Here is a 15,758-nt window from a genome sequence, read left to right on the forward strand (position 1 = left end):
GCTCTCCCATTCATGCATTGGACGCATCAAGCAGCCCGGGCCTAGCGTCGGCACCATGCAGCCCGCCAGTACCGAGGCGTCCGCGCCCGCCCCCACCAGCACCCCCGCCGACCTGCGCCTGCGCCCCGGCAGCCGGGACTTCCGCCGCGCCAACCTCGCCCTGTTCGCGGCGGGAGTGGCCACCTTCGTCCTGCTGTACTCGACCCAGGGCCTGCTGCCGATCCTCTCCGCCGACCTCGGCCTGACACCCGGTCAGGCCAGCTGGACGGCCTCCGCCTCCACCCTCGGACTCGCCCTCGCCCTGCTCCCGGCCAGCGCCCTGTCCGACCGCTACGGGCGCACCGCCGTGATGACGGCCTCCACCCTGGCCGCCGCGCTGCTCGCCGTGGCCCTGCCGTTCGCCCCGGACCTCACCACCCTGGTGGTGCTGCGCGCGGTGCAGGGCGCGGCCCTGGCCGGCCTGCCCGCCACCGCGATGGCCTACCTCGCCGAAGAGGTGCACCCGTCGGCGCTGGCCTCCGCGATGGGGCTGTACGTGGCGGGCAACTCGATCGGCGGGATGGGCGGCCGGCTGGTCTCCGGCTGGGCCGCGGCCGCCTGGGGCTGGCGCTGGGGGCTGGCGGTCTCGGCCGCCCTGGCGCTGCTCGCCGCGCTCGCCTTCCGCGCTCTGGTCCCGCGCGCCCGGCACTTCCGCCGCGCCCCCGTCGACGCCCGGGCCCTGGCCGCCACCGTCACCGCGCACCTGCGCAACCCGCTGCTGCTGCGGCTGTACGCGCTGGGCATGCTCTTCATGGCCGTCTTCGGCGCGGTCTACAACACGGTCGGCTACCGGCTGACCGCCGCCCCCTTCCACCTCCCGGAGTCGGTGGCCGCCTCGATCTTCGTGGTCTACCTGGTCGGCACCGCGTCCTCCGCCTCCGCGGGCCGGCTGACCGCCCGCTGCGGCCGCCGCGGCACCCTCTACCTGGCGATCGGCACCACCACCGCCGGCCTGCTGCTCTCCCTCGTCGGCTCCCTGCTCTGCGCGGTCCTCGGCCTGGTCCTGATCACCGCCGGCTTCTTCGCCGGCCACGCCACCGCCTCCTCCGCCGTCGGCCGCACCGCCACCACCGGCCGCGCCCAGGCCTCCGCCCTCTACCTGATCGCCTACTACCTGGGCAACAGCCTCGGCGGCACCCTCGGCGCCGACGCCTACCACTCCACCGGCTGGTCCGGCACCGCCACCGTCGCCCTCACCGCCATGGCCTGCGCGGCCGGCGTCACCCTCTACGCCACCCACCGCGCCCACGCCACCCGCCGCGCGGGGGCCGCTACCGTGCGGGCATGACCGACGAATACCGAGCACTGCGGGCACTGGCCGACCTGGTGCCCGCGGTGCCGGACCTGCGGGCTCCGGAGATCGCCGAGGGCACGGTTCACCTCGCGCTCCTGCCGGGCCCCAGGCACGGCGCCGCCGTCGAGCTGGTCCGGCGTCAACTGGCCGCCCAGCCGGCGGCCCCCGGACGGGTGGTCCCGGCCGCGCCCCTGGAAGCCCCGTCCCTGGGCCTCCTGCGCCGTCCCGACCTCGCGGTCCTCCCGGCCCCGGTCGCCCGCCCGCTCCTGGTCGTGGAGGTCGTCGCCCCGCACTTCCTGGAGTTCGACCACCGGACCAGGGCCCGTGACTACGCCGCCATGGGCATCCCGACCTACCTGCTCGTCGACCCCCGCACGGGCACCGGCATCGTGCACGACGAACCGAACTACACCCGCCGCACCGACTTCGCCTTCGGCGACGTGATCACCGTCGGCCCCTGGACCCTCGACACCGGCGTCCTGCGCACCTAATCCGGCTAGCAGGACGCCGGTGCACCGCTAGCCGATCCGGTCCAGCACGATCGGCGCCGGGGTGAACGCCGTGCCGGCGGGGGCGACGGTGACGGCGCCCTCCAGGGACTCCAGGGCGTAGGGGAAGCGCTCGGGGGTGTCGGTGTGCAGGGTGAGCAGGGGCTGGCCGGCGGTCACCGGGTCGCCCGGCTTGGCGTGGAGTTCGACGCCGGCGCCGGCCTGGACCGGGTCCTCCTTGCGGGCGCGGCCGGCGCCGAGGCGCCAGGCGGCGACGCCGACGGCGTAGGCGTCGAGGGCGGTGAGGACGCCGGTGGCGGGGGCGGGGACGACGTGGGTCTCGCGGGCGACCGGGAGGGGGGCGTCGGGGTCGCCGCCCTGGGCGGCGATCATGCGGCGCCAGTGGTCCATGGCGGTGCCGTCGCGCAGGGCGTCGGCCGGGTCCTTGCCGTGGACGCCCGCGGCGGCGAGCATCTCGCGGGCGAGGGCGAGGGTGAGTTCGACGACGTCGGCGGGGCCGCCGCCGGCCAGCACCTCGACCGACTCGCGGACTTCGAGCGCGTTGCCGGCGGTGAGCCCGAGCGGGGTGGACATGTCGGTGAGCAGGGCGACCGTGGCGACCCCGGCGGAGCTGCCCAACCCGACCATGGTGCGGGCGAGTTCGCGGGCGTCGTCGAGGTTCTTCATGAAGGCGCCGGAGCCGACCTTGACGTCCAGGACGAGGGCGCCGGTGCCTTCGGCGATCTTCTTGGACATGATCGAGGAGGCGATCAGCGGGATGGCCTCGACGGTGCCGGTGACGTCGCGCAGGGCGTAGAGCTTCTTGTCGGCGGGGGCGAGCCCGTCGCCGGCGGCGCAGATGACGGCGCCGCAGCCGCGCAGCACGTCGAGCATCTCCTCGTTGGAGAGCAGGGCGCGCCAGCCGGGGATGGACTCCAGCTTGTCGAGGGTGCCGCCGGTGTGGCCGAGGCCGCGGCCGGAGAGCTGCGGGACGGCGGCGCCGCAGGCGGCGACCAGCGGGGCGAGCGGGAGGGTGATCTTGTCGCCGACGCCGCCGGTGGAGTGCTTGTCGGCGGTGGGGACGCCGAGCGAGGAGAAGTCCATCCGCTCGCCGGAGCGGATCATCGCGTCGGTCCAGCGGCTGATCTCCCGGGCCGTCATGCCGTTCAGCAGGATGGCCATGGCCAGGGCGGACATCTGCTCGTCGGCGACCTCGCCGCGGGTGTAGGCGTCGATGACCCAGTCGATCTGGGGGTCGGTCAGTTCGCCCCGGTCGCGCTTGGCCCGGATGACGGAGATGGCGTCCATACACGTGCTCCAGAAGAGGTGGCCGTAAGAGGTGAAATGCGTAGAGTGCCGCGGGATGTCCCCCGCGACACTCTACGCGCGTAACCAGGCAAACAGCTACAACTTGTCCGGCCCGAACGCGTCCGGCAGCACCTCGCTCATCGGCCGCACCCCGGAGGGCAGTTCGACCAGCAGGTCGGGCCCGCCGTGCTCGTACAGCAGCTGCCGGCAGCGCCCGCACGGCATCAGCAGCTCGCCGCCGCCGTCCACGCAGGTGAAGGCGACCAGCCGGCCGCCGCCGGAGGCGTGCAGCGCGGAGACCAGCCCGCACTCGGCGCACAGGCCGAGGCCGTACGAGGCGTTCTCCACGTTGCAGCCGACCACCGTGCGGCCGTCCTCGACCAGGGCCGCGGCCCCGACCGGGTACTTGCTGTAGGGCGCGTACGCGTGCCGCATCGCGGCCCGGGCGGCCTCCCGCAGCGCCTCCCAGTCGACGTCCCCGACCTCGACGGCCGCCGTCACTTGGCCTGCCCCTTGCGGTAGACCTGGCCGTCGGCCTTGGGCATCCGCAGCCGCTGCGAGGCCAGCGCGAGCACCACCAGGGTGATGACGTACGGGGTGGCGACGATCAGCGGGCGCTGCACCTGGTCGGTGCAGGCGTACCAGGTGGCGGTGCCGCCCGCGACGACCAGGCTGATCACGCCGGCGGTGAGCTTGCGGCGGTAGAACTGCCAGAGCGCGAGCAGCGCCATCGCGATGGCGACCACCAGCAGCAGCACGTGCACCGAGTCGGCGTCGCGCAGCTGGAGGCTGTCGGTGAAGCCGAACAGGCCCGCGCCGGCGGCCAGGCCGCCCGGCATCCAGTTGCCGAAGATCATCGCGGCCAGGCCGATGAAGCCGCGGCCCTGGGTCTGGCCGTCCCGGTAGAAGTGCGCGGCGACCAGCGACAGGTAGGCGCCGCCGAGGCCCGCGAAGGCGCCGGAGGCGACCACCGCGAGGTACTTGTACTTGTAGACGTTGACGCCCAGCGACTCGGCGGCGGTCGGGTTCTCGCCGCAGGAGCGCAGCCGCAGGCCGAACACGGTGCGCCAGAGCAGGAAGTAGCTGGCGACCAGCAGCGCGGCGGCGATCAGGGTGACCACCGACAGGTCGGTGACCAGGCCGCGGACGATGCCCGCCACGTCGGAGACCAGGAACCAGTGGTGCTGCTCGATGCCGTCCAGCCAGCTCGACAGGCCGGGGAAGGTGAAGGTGGGCAGCGCGTCGGCGGGCGGCGACTGGTTGGCACCGGCGCCGTCGGCCACGTAGTCCTTGTAGTAGATCCGGTTGACGTAGGCGCAGATGCCGGGGATCAGCAGGTTGATGCCGACGCCGGAGACGATGTGGTCGACGCCGAAGGTGACGGTGACCAGCGCGTGCAGCAGGCCGCCGAGCGCGCCGCCCGCCATGCCGGCCAGCAGGCCGACCCACGGGTTGACCAGGAAGCCGCCCCAGGCACCGCAGAAGGTGCCGGCCACCATCATGCCTTCGAGGCCGATGTTGACCACGCCCGCGCGCTCCGCCCAGAGGCCGCCGAGGCCGGCCATGGCGATCGGGACGGCGGAGGCCAGCGCGGCGGTGATCTGGCCGGAGGAGGTCAGGCCGTGGTTGCCGGTGGCGGCGCCGACGGCGGCGAACAGCACCAGGGCGAGCGCGATCAGCAGCAGCACCACCGGCCAGGTGAGCTTGGCCCGCTTCGCGGGGGCGGCCGGCGTCTTGGGCTTGTCGGCGACTGCGGTGCTCATGCCGCGACCTCCTTCTGGGCGGCCGCGGCAGCCTGCGCGGCGAGCTCGGCGCCGACCTTCTGCTGCTGGCGCTTGAGGCCGTAGCGGCGCACCAGTTCGTAGGCCACGACGACGCAGATGACGATGGTGCCCTGGATCACCGGGATGATCTCGGCCGGGTAGTCGCCCCGGGTGGGCAGCTGGGCGCCGGAGGCGTCCAGGAAGGCGAACAGCAGCGCCGAGAACGCGATGCCGATCGGGGTGTTGCGGCCGAGCAGCGCCACCGAGATGCCGATGAAGCCGAGGCCGCTCTGCACGTTCTGCCCGAAGTACGGGGTGTTCTGCATGAGTTCGGGCAGGCCGACCAGGCCGGCCAGCGCGCCGGAGACCACGATCGAGGTGATCACCATGCGTTTGACGTTGACGCCGGAGGCGCCCGCGGCGCTCTCCGAGCGGCCGGTGGCGCGCAGGTCGAAGCCGAACCGGGTGCGGTTCAGGGTGAAGTGGAAGACCACGCCGACCAGCACCGCGATCACCAGGAAGCCCCACAGGGTGCCGCCCTGGGTCTCGAACGAGAAGAACCGGCTGGACTCGGAGATCTTGCCGGTCTGGATCGAGTTGGTGGTCCCGCTGGTCTTCGGCGCGAGCACGCCCGGCACCAGCAGCACGCCGATCAGCGCGACGGCGATGGCGTTCAGCATGATGGTCGAGATGACCTCGCTGACGCCCCGGTAGACCTTCAGCAGGCCGGCGATCGACGCCCACAGGCCGCCGACGCACATGGCGACCACCAGCAGCAGCGGGATCTGCACGAAGGCCGGCAGGTCGATCTGGCTGCCCACGTACGCGGCGAACAGCATGGCCAGCTTGTACTGGCCCTCGATGCCGATGTTGAACAGGTTCATCCGGAACCCGAACGCGGCGGCGGCCGCGGCCAGGTAGTACACGATGGCCTTGTTCAGGGTGGCGACCTGGCCGTCGGACGCGGTGCCGTAGTTCCACATGATGGAGAACGCGTCGAACGGGTCGCGGCCGGAGACCGCCAGCAGGGTGCCGGCGATGATCAGCGACAGCAGCACGGCCAGCACGGGGGCGGCCAGCGCGAGGCCGATCCGCTCCAGGTCGACGCGCTCGCGCAGCGACCGCTTGGCCGCGGGTGCGGCCGGGGGGTTGGGACTGGTCATGTGGTTACTCCCCCGCCTGCTCGTCGTCGGCGGTGTCGGTGGGCGGGGTCGCCTCGGCGGCGGCCTCGGTGGCCTCGGCCGCGAGGGCCTGCGCCTCGGCGACGGCCTCCGGGTCGGACTCGATGTGGCCGGTGGCGGCGCCGGTCATCGCGCTGCCCAGGTCCTCGGCGGTGACGGTGGCCGGGTCGGCGTCGGCGACCAGGCGGCCGCGGTAGATCACCCGGATGGTGTCGGACAGGCCGATCAGCTCGTCCAGGTCGGCGGAGATCAGCAGCACCGCGAGGCCGTCGCGCTGGGCGGAGCGGATCTGCTCCCAGATCTGGGCCTGCGCGCCGACGTCCACGCCGCGGGTGGGGTGGGCGGCGATCAGCAGCTTCGGGGAGTGGCTCATCTCCCGGCCGATGATCAGCTTCTGCTGGTTGCCGCCGGACAGCGAGGCCGCGGTGACCTCGATGCCGGGGGTGCGGACGTCGTACTCCTCGACGATCCGCTGGGTGTCGGCGCGGGCGCCGACCAGGTCGAGCAGCACGCCCTTGGAGTTGGGCCGCTCGGTGACGTGGCCGAGGATCCGGTTCTCCCACAGCGGGGCTTCCAGCAGCAGGCCGTGCCGGTGCCGGTCCTCGGGGATGTAGCCGATGCCGGCCTCGCGGCGGGCCCGGGTCAGGGTGCGGGTCAGGTCGGCGCCGTCCAGCACGACGGTGCCGGCGTCCAGCGGCAGCATGCCCATGATGGCCTCGACCAGTTCGGCCTGGCCGTTGCCCTCGACGCCGGCGATGCCGAGGATCTCGCCCTTGCGGATCCGCAGCGAGACGTCGTCCAGGACGACCCGCTCGACGCCCTCGGCGTCCGGCTTGGCGATCCGCAGGCCCTCGACCCGGAGCATCTCGGTGTCGGTGACGGTGGACTCGCGGCTCTCCGGGGAGGGCAGTTCGGCGCCGACCATCAGCTCGGCGAGCTGGCGGGCGGTCACCTCGCGCGGGTCGGCGTCGCCGACGGTGGTGCCGCGGCGGATCACGCTGATCGCGTCGGCCACCGAGAGCACCTCGTGCAGCTTGTGCGAGATGAAGATGACGGTGACGCCCTCGGCCTTGAGCTCGCGCAGGTTGTCGAACAGCGCGTCGACCTCCTGCGGGACGAGGACCGCGGTCGGCTCGTCCAGGATCAGGATCCGGGCGCCGCGGTAGAGCACCTTGAGGATCTCGACGCGCTGCCGGTCGGCCACGCCCAGGTCCTCGACCAGCGCGTCCGGCTTGACGCCCAGGCCGTACTGGTCGGAGAGCTCGCGGATCCGGGCCTTGGCCCTGGCGCCGATGCCGTACAGGCTCTCGCCGCCCAGGACGATGTTCTCCCAGACGGTGAAGTTGTCGGCCAGCATGAAGTGCTGGTGGACCATCCCGATGCCGCGCGCGATGGCGTCCGCGGGGGTGGAGAACTCCACCCGCTCGCCGTCGATGGCGATGGTGCCCTCGTCCGGCTTCTGCATCCCGTAGAGGATCTTCATCAGGGTGGACTTGCCCGCGCCGTTCTCGCCCATCAGCGCGTGGACGGTGCCCCGCTGCACGGTGATGTCGATGTCGTGGTTGGCCACCACGCCGGGGAAGCGCTTGGTGATGCCGCGCAGTTCGACGGCAGGTGTCGCCGTCCCCGCGCGGGGGGTGCCGTCCGTCGGGACGGAGTCGGAGGGGGTGATGGCGATCTCCTGCTGGTCGTCGGGCGCTTCGTCGCGCTGAGGGCTCAGGGGGAAACCCGGGAGGAGCCGCGCCGCGGGGCCGGGGCGTGGTGCGGCGGTGGGGACGGAACCGGCAGGGGCCCGGGCGGGCGCGCCTGGGCGCATCCGTCCGGGCCCCTGCCGTGCGATCCGGTGGGCCCGCCGGTCCGCCGCCGGGTGGGGGCGGGGTGCGGCGGGGCCGCTGCCGTCCTTACGGGGCGGTCGGGACCGTGGTCTGGCCGCTGGTGATCTGCTGGGTGGCGGCGTCGAGCTTCGCCTTGAGGTCGTCGATGTAGCCGCCGGTGACGGCCAGCGAGACGCCGCCCTCCTTGAGGTCGAAGTTCTTCACGCCGGTCAGCACGTTGCCGTCCTTGGCCGACTTGATGTAGGTGAACACCGCGGTGTCCACGTTCTTGACCATCGAGGTGAGGATGTGGGTCTTGTACTTCTCCAGGGCCGGCTGCTTGGCCTGGTCGGAGTCGACGCCGATGGCCCACTTGTCGTTCTTCTCGCCGGCGGCGGTGGAGACGGCCTCGATCGCGCCGGTGCCGGAGGAGCCGGCCGCCGAGTAGATGACGTCGGCGCCCTTGTCGAGCTGGCCCTGGGCGGCCTGCTTGCCCTTGCCCGGGTCGGCGAAGCCGGAGGTGTCCGGCGGGGTGCTCAGGTAGGTGACCTCGATGGTGATGCCGGAGTTCACCGACTTGGCGCCCGCGGTGTAGCCGGCCTCGAACTTCTTGATCAGCTCGGACTGCACGCCGCCGATGAAGCCGATGTGGTTGGTCTTCGACTTGCTGGCCGCGGCCACGCCGGCCAGGTAGGAGCCCTGCTCCTCGGAGAAGGTCAGCGAGGTGACGTTCTTCGGCTGGTCGGCCGCCGCGGAGTCGATGATGGCGAAGTTGACGTTCGGGTTCTCCGCCGCGACCTTGTCCACCGCGTCCTGGTAGGCGAAGCCGACCGCGATGATCGGGTTGAAGCCGCTGGTCACCAGGGACTTGAGCCGCTGCTCGCGGTCGCTCTCGGACTCGCCGGACTTGGCCTCGGCCTCGTTCACGGTGGCGCCCAGCTCGTTCTTGGCCTTGTCCAGGCCGCGCGCGGCGGAGTCGTTGAAGGACTGGTCGCCGCGGCCGCCGATGTCGTAGGCCATGCCGACCTTGAAACCGGAGGCCCCGGCACCGGCCGAGGACTTGTCGTCGGTGCTCTTTGCGCCGCAGGCGGCGAGCGAGGCGATGCCCAGGGAACCCGAGAGCACGACCGCGGCGAGCTTGAGTGAACGGCGCAAGGGAGTTTCTCCTTCTCACACACCCGGTTGGCGTGGTCGAGCGCCACCGTAACGCGCGTAGAACACGGTTGTGTTACGGCCTGCGGAGGCATCCGGGTTGTTATCAAAATGTGGTCGTACGCCCAGGCAAATCCGGACATAGCCGCACACACGGTCAACCCGATGTTCATTACCGGCTGGTATCGGGCCACCACGGTACGCCCCCTCCCGGGGACCGAGAAGGTGCCGCGCCGAAGTGCGGGGAGCCCGGGGCCGCGGCCCCGGGCTCCCCGCGCGCGCGAACGGGTCAGATCCGGGCGTGCTCCAGCGCCAGCGCGGCGAACAGTTCGACGCCGATGCCGATCGCCCGCTCGTCCGCGTCGAAGTCGCCCTGGTGGAGGTCGCGCGGGCCCTTCTCGTCCGGGCCGCGCACCCCGAGCCGGGCCAGCGCGCCGGGGGCGTGCTCCAGGTACCAGGAGAAGTCCTCGCCGCCCAGGCTCTGCTCGGTGGGCTCGACCACCGGGCCGCCGCCGTCGGCGAACCGGGCGTTCATCGCGGTCTCCAACTGGTCGATCGACGCGGCCTCGTTGACCACCGGCGGGACGCCCCGGTGGTAGTCCAGCGTCCACTTGGCGCGGTGCGTCTCGGCCAGGTGCGCGACCAGTTCCTCCAGCACCTCCGGCGCCTCCCGCCAGCCGGCCAGCTCCAGGCAGCGGACGGTGCCCTCCAGTTCGGCGTGCTGCGGGATCACGTTCGGCGCGGAGCCGGACGCGATCCGCCCCCACACCAGCGAGACGCCCCAGCGCGGGTCCATCCGGCGGGAGAGCCCGGCGGGCAGTTCGGCGGCCAGCTTGGCCACCGCGGTGACCAGGTCGGTGGTCAGGTGCGGGCGGGCGGTGTGCCCGCCCGGGCCGTCCAGCGCGATCCGCACCTTGTCGCAGGCCGAGGTGATCGCCCCGGTCTTCAGCCCGATCCGGCCGACCGGCACCTTGGGGTCGCAGTGCACGGCGAAGATCCGCCCCACCCCCTCCATCCCGCCGGCCGCGACGACGTCCAGCGCGCCGCCGGGCATCATCTCCTCGGCGGGCTGGAAGATCAGCCGCACCGGGCGGGCCAGCTCCCCGGCGGCCAGCGCCTCGGCCAGCACCAGGCCGGTGCCGAGCACCACCGCGGTGTGCACGTCGTGGCCGCAGGCGTGCGCCCGGCCGGGGAGCGTGGAGCGGTACGGCACGTCCTGCTTGGCGTCGTCGATCGGCAGCGCGTCGATGTCCGCGCGGAACGCCAGCAGCGGGGTGCCCGGCGCGGTGCCCGGCGGGACGAGGTCCACCAGCAGCCCGGTGCCGCCCGGCAGCACCCGCGGCTCCAGCCCGGCGGCGACCAGCCGCTCGCGCAGCAGCCGGGTGGTGCGGAACTCCTGGCGGCCGAGCTCGGGGTGCCGGTGGAGGTCACGGCGCAGCTCGATCAACTCGTCCCGGTACGACGCCACCCGGGCGCGCAGGTCGGCGGGCGGGCGGGCGGCGGTGACGGTGGCGGCGGCTGCCGGCTGGGGATCGTTCACCTTGACAAGAGTAGGCCGACGGTGGGGTTTTGGCCCGGGTTCCGGAGAACTGATCACCGGATGGGTGCATAGCGGCCGCTGGGGTGGGTAGGACACTTCGTTTCGCCGCCCTTCGTTCCGACCCCCCTGCCCCTGTGCAACGACCCGCACCGGCGATCGGACACGGCGGCTGCTCCGTGCGGACCCCGGAGCGCCCCCGGTCAAACGTTTCCCCCCGATCGAGTCATGCGGGGGTAAAGCTTTCGGACCTGCTCTTGAGTGGCGTACATCAGTCCGAATAGACAGCTTCCGCACAGTCAACTCCGGTGCCGCGGTGGGGGGTCTTCCGCTCGCGGCGCACCTCGTCACGCCCTCACGAGGGGCAGCTGACGATCCATCGAACGAGAAGGGGGGACCGACGTGCCCATCGCGCGCAACAAGCTCGCAAAGAGCATCGCTCCGGCCACCGTCGCCGCCGCACTCATCCTCGCCACCCTCGGCGCGGTCGCTCCGGCCTCCGCCGCCACCCCGGCCGGCGACGGCGCCCAGGCGCTGCCCGGCACCCACCCCGAGTGGGCCACCCCGCAGGCCGACGCCGGCGCCGCCGACGCGGCCGCCCCGGCCACCGCGCGGATCTACCTGGCCGGCCGCGACGCCAGCGGCCTGGCCGCGCTCGCCAAGGCCGTCTCCGACCCGAACTCGGGCTCCTACGGCCAGTACCTGACCTCGGACCAGGTCCAGGCGAAGTTCGGCGCCGGCCCGGAGCAGGTCAAGGCCGTCACCGACTGGGTGACCGGCGCGGGCCTGACGGTCTCCGCCAGCACCAACCACTACGTGCAGGTGGCCGGCTCCACCGCCGCGATGGCCAAGGCCTTCGGCACCGGCTTCCACAACTACCGCACCGCGGACGGCACCCACCGCGCGCCCACCACCGACGCCAAGGTCCCCGCCGCGGTGGCCGGCTCGGTGCTGGCCGTCTCCGGCCTGGCCGACGCGATCCACCAGAACAGCTCGACCGCCACCTCGGTGCGCGAGGCCGAGCAGCGCGCGAACGCCGCCTCCCGGCTCGCCGCCCCGGACAAGAAGGCCCCGGCCACCCTGCCGGACGTGCCGACCTGCTCCGAGGACGGCTACGGCTCCAAGACCGCCAAGGGCGCCCCGGTCGGCTACGAGAAGAACGAGCCCTTCGCCCCCTGCTCGTACGTCCCCTCCCAGCTGCGCAAGGCCTACGGCGTCACCGACGCCAAGGTCTCCGGCAAGGGCGCCCGGGTGGCGATCATCGACGCCTACGGCCTGTCCACCATGGAGCAGGACGCCAACCACTACTCCTCGCTGCACGGCGACCAGCCGTTCAAGCCGGGCCAGTACACCGAGTACGTCACCCCGGACAAGTGGACCCACCAGGACGAGTGCGGCGGCCCGGCCGGCTGGGCCGGCGAGGAGGCGCTCGACGTCGAGATGGTCCACGGCCTCGCGCCCGACGCGCAGGTCGTCTACGTCGGCGGCAACTCCTGCTACGACGAGGACCTGTACGACGCGATGGCCAAGGTCGTCGACGGGCACCTGGCCGACATCGTCTCCAACTCCTGGGGCGAGATCATGCACGGCACCGGGGGCGACATCGACCCGGCCGTGGTCGCCGCCGACAACCAGATCTTCCAGCTCGGCGCGGTGACCGGCATCGGCTTCACCTTCTCCTCCGGCGACTGCGGCGACAGCTCCCCGGGCGCGGCCGCCACCGGCGCCAACTGCCAGAAGGACACCAACCAGGCGCAGGCCGACTGGCCGTCCGCCTCGCCGTGGGTCACCTCGGTCGGCGGCACCGCCCTCCAGCTCGACGACAAGGCCGGCAAGTACGGCGCCGAGGTCTCGATGGGCGACCTGCGCTCGGTGCTCTCCGCCGACCAGAAGTCCTGGAGCCCGTTCCCCGGCGCCTTCTACTTCGGTGGCGGCGGCGGCGTCTCCAAGGACTTCGCCCAGCCGTGGTACCAGCAGGGCGTCGTCCCCGACCGGATCTCCAAGACCGCGGCCGACGGCACCAAGTCCGCCACCCCGCTGCGCGCCACCCCCGACATCGCCATGAGCGGTGACCTGGTCGCCGCCACCCTGGTCGGCTTCACCGACGGCGGCACCTACAGCGAGGGCGGCTACGGCGGCACCTCGGTCTCCGCCCCGGAGACCGCCGCGATGTTCGCCAACGCCATCCAGTCCCGCGGCGGCCGCGCCCTCGGCTTCGCCAACCCGGCCCTCTACGACCGGGCCGGCAGCAAGGCCTTCCACGACGTGAACGACGACGCCGTCCACACCAAGCGCGGCAACGTGGTCGACCTCGGCGTGGTGAACAACACCCTCCGGGTCCGCCTCTACAAGATCGGCGCCGACTTCGGCCTCTCGGCCGACCGCGGCTACGACACCGCCACCGGCCTGGGCTCCCCGGGCAAGGACTTCTTCAAGTCCTTCGCCATCAAGAAGTAACCGGCGGCACACGGCAGAGGGGCTGCCGGGGGAACTCCCCCGGCAGCCCCTCTCGCCGTCCCCCTGCTCCGACTCCGTCCCCGCGCCCCGTCAGGGGCGCGGGGAACTGCGCGAAGCGGAAGGCGCACGCCGGCAAGGTCGCGGCACCGGCGGCGAGTTGCACCGCCGGAGCGCCGCCGCCCCTCGCGTCGCGGCCTCAGAACCGGTCGACCGGCACGTACGTCCCCCACACGCCGCGCAGCGCGTCGCAGACCTCGCCGACCGTGGCCCGGGCCGCCAGGGCCTCCTTCATCGGGTAGAGCACGTTGTCGGTGCCCTCCGCGGCCTTGCGCAGCTGCGACAGCGCCCGGCCCACCGCCGCCGAGTCCCGGTCGGCCCGCAGCCGGGCCAGCCGCTCGGCCTGCTGGGCCTCGATCGCCGGGTCGACCCGCAGCGGCTCGTAGGGCTCCTCCTCGGCGAGCTGGAAGCGGTTGACGCCGACCACGGTCCGCTCGCCGGAGTCCTGCTCCTGCTGGATGCGGTACGCGGTGCGCTCGATCTCGCCCTTCTGGTAGCCCTGTTCGATGGCGGCGACGGCGCCGCCCATGTCCTCGACCTTGGCCATCAGTTCCAGCGCCGCGGCCTCCAGCTCGTCCGTCATCGCCTCGACCACGTAGGAGCCGGCGAACGGGTCGACGGTGGCGGTGACGTCGGTCTCGAAGGCGAGCACCTGCTGGGTGCGCAGCGCGAGCCGGGCGGACTTCTCGGTCGGCAGGGCGATCGCCTCGTCGAAGGAGTTGGTGTGCAGCGACTGGGTGCCGCCCAGCACCGCGGCGAGCGCCTGCACCGAGACCCGGACCAGGTTGACCTCGGGCTGCTGGGCGGTGAGTTGGACGCCCGCGGTCTGGGTGTGGAAGCGCAGCATCTGCGACTTGGGGTTCTTCGCGCCGAACTCCTCCTTCATGACGCGGGCCCAGATCCGGCGCGCGGCACGGAACTTGGCGACCTCCTCCAGCAGCGTGGTGCGGGAGACGAAGAAGAAGGAGAGCCGGGGCGCGAAGTCGTCGACGTCCATCCCGGCGGCGACCGCGGTGCGGACGTACTCGATGCCGTTGGCGAGGGTGAAGGCGATCTCCTGCGCGGGGTTCGCCCCGGCCTCGGCCATGTGGTAGCCGGAGATGGAGATGGTGTTCCACTTGGGGATCTCGGCCCGGCAGTACTGGAACACGTCGGCGATCAGCCGCAGGCTGGGCTTGGGCGGGAAGATGTACGTGCCGCGGGCGATGTACTCCTTGAGCACGTCGTTCTGGATGGTGCCGGTGAGCTTGTTCGACGGCACGCCCTGCGCCTCGCCGACCAGCTGGTAGAGCAGCAGCAGCAGCGAGCCGGGCGCGTTGATGGTCATCGAGGTGGAGACCTCGCCGAGCGGGATGCCGCCGAAGAGCACGTTCATGTCCTCGACGCTGTCGATCGCCACGCCGACCTTGCCGACCTCGCCGTGCGAGATCGCGGCGTCCGAGTCGTAGCCCATCTGGGTCGGCAGGTCGAAGGCCACCGACAGGCCCATGGTGCCGTTGGCGATGAGCTGCTTGTAGCGGGCGTTGGACTCGGCGGCGGTGCCGAAGCCGGCGTACTGGCGCATCGTCCACGGCTTGCCGGTGTACATGGTCGGGTACACGCCGCGGGTGAACGGGTACCGGCCGGGCGCGCCGAGCCGGCTCGCGGCGTCGAAGCCGTCCAGGGTGTCGGGGCCGTACACCGGCTCGATCGGCAGGCCCGACTCGGTGCGGCGGGGCTCGGCTGCCATGGGTGTCCTCCGCGGGAAAGGTGTGAGGGTTAGCGCCGATTAACGGGTCGGCTGGATACGCAATGTAGCCGTGCCCCGTCGGGAGCAGACAGATGCCACGGCTGGGACCTTGCTCACAACATCCGCGACCCGCTCCTTGGGATGATCGGTCCACCGACCGGACACACGAGGAGTGCACGAACATGACCGAGCAGAAGGTGGCCGTGGTCACCGGCGCCAGCAGCGGCATCGGGGCGGCCACCGCCCGCCGCCTGGCCGCGGACGGCTTCGAGGTGGTGCTGACCGCCCGCCGCACCGAGCGGATCGAGGCGCTGGCGAAGGAGATCGGCGGCCGCCCCTACACCCTGGACGTCACCGACCGGGCCGCGGTGGACGCGTTCGCCGCCGAGGTGGGCCGGGTCGACGTGCTGGTGAACAACGCGGGCGGCGCGCTCGGCGCGGAGAGCGTCGAGAGCGGCGACCCGGCGGACTGGCGCACCATGTACGAGGTCAACGTGATCGGCGTGCTGCACCTGACCCAGGCGCTGCTGCCCGCGCTGCGCGCCACCGGCGAGGGCACCGTGCTGATCATGTCCTCGACCGCGGCGCTGGCCGCGTACGAGGGCGGCGGCGGGTACGTGGCGGCCAAGCACGCCGTCCACTCGATGGCCCAGACCCTGCGCCTCGAACTCGTGGCCGAGCCGGTCCGGGTGATCGAGATCGCGCCCGGCATGGTGAAGTCGGAGGGCTTCGCGCTGACCCGCTTCCGCGGCGACCGGGAGAAGGCGGACGCGGTCTACGCGGGCGTCGCCGAGCCGCTCACCTCGGAGGACGTCGCCGACACCGTCTCCTGGGCGGTCACCCGGCCCGCCCACGTGAACATCGACCTGCTGGTGGTCCGGCCCCGCGCCCAGGCCGCCAACCACAAGGTGCACCGGGCCAGTTGATCCGTTCCGCGTG

At 72.6% G+C, this 15,758-nt stretch carries 12 protein-coding genes; 4 read left to right on the forward strand and 8 right to left on the reverse strand.

Annotation, left to right across the window (positions count from 1 at the left end):
* Window positions 1-55 precede the first annotated feature (55 nt).
* Both IH44_RS0100315 and IH44_RS0100320 read left to right on the forward strand, forming a co-directional pair.
* The gene (locus IH44_RS0100315) at window positions 56-1,327 is read left to right on the forward strand and encodes an MFS transporter (protein WP_030457299.1); all 1,272 of its coding nucleotides are present in this window, start codon (window positions 56-58) and stop codon (window positions 1,325-1,327) included.
* On the forward strand, window positions 1,324-1,824 hold the full coding sequence (locus IH44_RS0100320; protein ID WP_051816390.1) for a Uma2 family endonuclease: 501 nt from the start codon (window positions 1,324-1,326) through the stop codon (window positions 1,822-1,824). Before IH44_RS0100315 ends, IH44_RS0100320 begins: the two co-directional genes overlap by 4 nt.
* Before the next feature lie 27 nt (window positions 1,825-1,851).
* Here IH44_RS0100320 and IH44_RS0100325 read toward each other — a convergent pair whose 3' ends face one another.
* The 7 genes from IH44_RS0100325 to IH44_RS0100355 form a co-directional block, all read right to left on the reverse strand.
* Window positions 1,852-3,129 carry a thymidine phosphorylase gene (locus IH44_RS0100325; RefSeq protein WP_030457301.1) on the reverse strand — a complete coding sequence of 426 codons (1,278 nt, stop codon included), beginning with the start codon at window positions 3,127-3,129 and terminating at the stop codon, window positions 1,852-1,854.
* A 96-nt stretch (window positions 3,130-3,225) separates the two neighbouring features.
* Window positions 3,226-3,630 carry a cytidine deaminase gene (locus IH44_RS0100330; protein WP_030457302.1) on the reverse strand — a complete coding sequence of 135 codons (405 nt, stop codon included), beginning with the start codon at window positions 3,628-3,630 and terminating at the stop codon, window positions 3,226-3,228.
* Complete coding sequence (locus tag IH44_RS0100335; RefSeq protein WP_030457303.1) at window positions 3,627-4,892, reverse strand: ABC transporter permease; 1,266 nt, start codon at window positions 4,890-4,892, stop codon at window positions 3,627-3,629. Before IH44_RS0100335 ends, IH44_RS0100330 begins: the two co-directional genes overlap by 4 nt.
* The gene (locus tag IH44_RS0100340; protein WP_051816391.1) at window positions 4,889-6,055 is read right to left on the reverse strand and encodes an ABC transporter permease; all 1,167 of its coding nucleotides are present in this window, start codon (window positions 6,053-6,055) and stop codon (window positions 4,889-4,891) included. Before IH44_RS0100340 ends, IH44_RS0100335 begins: the two co-directional genes overlap by 4 nt.
* Before the next feature lie 4 nt (window positions 6,056-6,059).
* Window positions 6,060-7,889 (reverse strand): ABC transporter ATP-binding protein, encoded by a 1,830-nt coding sequence (locus tag IH44_RS0100345; protein WP_232794770.1) that lies wholly within the window; start codon window positions 7,887-7,889, stop codon window positions 6,060-6,062.
* A gap of 85 nt (window positions 7,890-7,974) precedes the next feature.
* Window positions 7,975-9,042 carry a BMP family protein gene (locus IH44_RS0100350; RefSeq protein ID WP_030457306.1) on the reverse strand — a complete coding sequence of 356 codons (1,068 nt, stop codon included), beginning with the start codon at window positions 9,040-9,042 and terminating at the stop codon, window positions 7,975-7,977.
* 286 nt (window positions 9,043-9,328) lie between these two features.
* The gene (locus IH44_RS0100355; RefSeq protein ID WP_030457307.1) at window positions 9,329-10,579 is read right to left on the reverse strand and encodes an amidohydrolase; all 1,251 of its coding nucleotides are present in this window, start codon (window positions 10,577-10,579) and stop codon (window positions 9,329-9,331) included.
* Window positions 10,580-10,978: 399 nt separating this feature from the next.
* On the opposite strand from IH44_RS0100355, the gene IH44_RS0100360 reads away from it, so the two are divergent.
* Entirely contained in the window at window positions 10,979-13,033 is a 2,055-nt protein-coding gene (locus IH44_RS0100360) for a protease pro-enzyme activation domain-containing protein (RefSeq protein WP_051816392.1), read from the forward strand.
* A gap of 196 nt (window positions 13,034-13,229) precedes the next feature.
* Here the strand turns inward: IH44_RS0100360 and IH44_RS0100365 are convergent, their stop codons facing one another.
* A complete protein-coding gene (locus IH44_RS0100365) occupies window positions 13,230-14,819 on the reverse strand; it encodes a methylmalonyl-CoA mutase (protein WP_030457309.1) in 1,590 nt (529 codons plus the stop codon).
* Between the two features lie 182 nt (window positions 14,820-15,001).
* Here IH44_RS0100365 and IH44_RS0100370 point away from each other — a divergent pair, with 182 nt between their 5' ends.
* The gene (locus IH44_RS0100370; protein ID WP_030457310.1) at window positions 15,002-15,745 is read left to right on the forward strand and encodes an SDR family oxidoreductase; all 744 of its coding nucleotides are present in this window, start codon (window positions 15,002-15,004) and stop codon (window positions 15,743-15,745) included.
* Window positions 15,746-15,758 lie beyond the last annotated feature (13 nt).

Origin of the sequence: Kitasatospora sp. NRRL B-11411 (assembly GCF_000721345.1) — a bacterium.
GTDB lineage: Bacteria > Actinomycetota > Actinomycetes > Streptomycetales > Streptomycetaceae > Kitasatospora > Kitasatospora cineracea.

Excerpts from the sequence above, each read along its gene's own strand:
- IH44_RS0100315 (WP_030457299.1), top strand. The coding sequence starts at position 56 with ATGCAGCCCGCCAGTACCGAGGCGTCCGCGCCCGCCCCCACCAGCACC.
- IH44_RS0100325 (WP_030457301.1), bottom strand. The coding sequence starts at position 3,129 with ATGGACGCCATCTCCGTCATCCGGGCCAAGCGCGACCGGGGCGAACTG.
- IH44_RS0100340 (WP_051816391.1), bottom strand. The coding sequence starts at position 6,055 with ATGACCAGTCCCAACCCCCCGGCCGCACCCGCGGCCAAGCGGTCGCTG.
- IH44_RS0100320 (WP_051816390.1), top strand. The coding sequence starts at position 1,324 with ATGACCGACGAATACCGAGCACTGCGGGCACTGGCCGACCTGGTGCCC.
- IH44_RS0100345 (WP_232794770.1), bottom strand. The coding sequence starts at position 7,889 with ATGCGCCCAGGCGCGCCCGCCCGGGCCCCTGCCGGTTCCGTCCCCACC.
- IH44_RS0100365 (WP_030457309.1), bottom strand. The coding sequence starts at position 14,819 with ATGGCAGCCGAGCCCCGCCGCACCGAGTCGGGCCTGCCGATCGAGCCG.
- IH44_RS0100335 (WP_030457303.1), bottom strand. The coding sequence starts at position 4,892 with ATGAGCACCGCAGTCGCCGACAAGCCCAAGACGCCGGCCGCCCCCGCG.
- IH44_RS0100370 (WP_030457310.1), top strand. The coding sequence starts at position 15,002 with ATGACCGAGCAGAAGGTGGCCGTGGTCACCGGCGCCAGCAGCGGCATC.